Raw genomic sequence first — 1,408 nt, 5'->3', positions numbered from 1 at the left:
CGGTGCTTCAGCGAACCGGTCGGGTGTGTGGTCTCGTCCTTGAGGTAGAGGTCCACGCCCCAGTCGTCCGGCAGCGGCATCTTCAGCAGGTGGGTGTCCGCCGAGCGTTGCTGGTCGGCCTGGACCTTCCGGATGGCCTCGGCGGCCCAGCGTCGGGCGGCGGCGTCGTAGCGGTTGATGTCGTGGGTGGTGCCGGTGGAGGTCATGGAGCAATCTTCCGTCACGGCACCTGGTACAGGAGATCGCGGGCGTCGGTGACCAGCATGTAGCCCGGTGCGTGGGTGATAGCGAGTTCGGGCTTTGAACTCATCACCACGGACTGCGGGGTCACGCCACAGGCCCAGAACACCGGTACGGTTCCCGGGGAAATGTCCACGGCATCCCCGAAATCGTCCACGCCGACCGCGGGACCTCGATGACGTCGAAGACCGTTGCCGGACTGCTCTCGGATCTGGAGGTCACCCGATCCCATTCCAGGCCCCGGGTGAGCAACGACAACCCGTACAGCGAAAGTCTCTTCAAAACCATGAAGTACGGGCCAACCTTCCCCGATCGCTTCGCGTCCCTGAGCGACGCGATCACGCTCATCAGCATTCTGGCATCGGGTTCCATACTCCAGCCAACGTCCACTATGGCTTCGCCGATAGCGTCGCCGTGAAACGCTCACAGACCTTGGCTGCCGCGCGGGCCAAACACCCCCAAAGGTTCAGCAAGGCCACCGATCCCAAGATCCTGGCCCTACCCGGACCGGCATGGATCAACCAACCAAAGGAGGGCACCGAAACAGAGGCAGCCTAACCACTGCCTCACTCACCCTGGTACCGCTTGACTTGAAAAATTCCGGCCTGCAGCTGAGCCAACGTTTCTTCCCCGTTTTCTAGCTACCTTGACCGGGAATAAGGTTGCGCGCCTCTTCCGGATCTGTCGGGAATGCAATCTGATCTTCAGAGTATCCTTGTTCCCCCAACCTCATCGCCTCCATGAAGCCTTCTCCGGCCTCCGCTGTGTTCTCGTACTCCTTACCTGCAGCTCCACCTCCGTCTAGTGCCTTGGCAAGGATGAGAGCTTCTTTTGTGAGTACCAGCGACTCCCTGTGGCCGATGCAATCGGACCCCTCAGAGATTCCCCACGACATATCCTTGACCCTTTGGGCGTATTCCTCCGCGTATTGAGCCTTTTCACTCATGTCCGGATTGTCCCGGTCACCAGCTACTGCCAACCGCCATTCAAAGGCAAGCTGAGCAAGTTCAGAGTTAGGAAAACATGGCTTAGCGGACCCTGTTGCATCCGTACTCGCTTGAGGATCTTCCCCGCCACAACCGACAAGAGTAAGCACACCGGCAACAAGGAGCGCGGGGACCGACTTCTTCATTTCATCATGACCTTCTACGTGACAGGATACAACTAT

1 protein-coding gene and 3 pseudogenes are annotated in these 1,408 nt (G+C 59.4%); 1 reads left to right on the top strand and 3 read right to left on the bottom strand.

The genetic code is table 11. The annotated features are described in order from the left end of the window. Both BLIN9172_RS17755 and BLIN9172_RS17750 read right to left on the bottom strand, forming a co-directional pair. Positions 1 to 206, bottom strand: a pseudogene (locus tag BLIN9172_RS17755) (PLP-dependent cysteine synthase family protein); the annotation flags it as partial. A gap of 14 nt (positions 207 to 220) precedes the next feature. Next, positions 221 to 391: pseudogene (locus BLIN9172_RS17750) on the bottom strand (D-glutamate cyclase family protein); the annotation flags it as partial. On the opposite strand from BLIN9172_RS17750, the pseudogene BLIN9172_RS17745 reads away from it, so the two are divergent. After that, positions 371 to 798 (top strand): annotated as a pseudogene (locus tag BLIN9172_RS17745) (IS3-like element ISAar46 family transposase); the annotation flags it as partial. The pseudogenes BLIN9172_RS17750 and BLIN9172_RS17745 overlap by 21 nt on opposite strands. A gap of 79 nt (positions 799 to 877) precedes the next feature. Here the strand turns inward: BLIN9172_RS17745 and BLIN9172_RS18375 are convergent. Continuing rightward, positions 878 to 1,408 (bottom strand): hypothetical protein (locus tag BLIN9172_RS18375; RefSeq protein WP_219618609.1); only part of this gene is annotated, 531 nt, incomplete at its 5' end.

The organism is Brevibacterium linens ATCC 9172, assembly GCF_900169165.1.
GTDB lineage: Bacteria > Actinomycetota > Actinomycetes > Actinomycetales > Brevibacteriaceae > Brevibacterium > Brevibacterium linens.
This window is presented reverse-complemented; position numbering and strand designations above follow the sequence as displayed.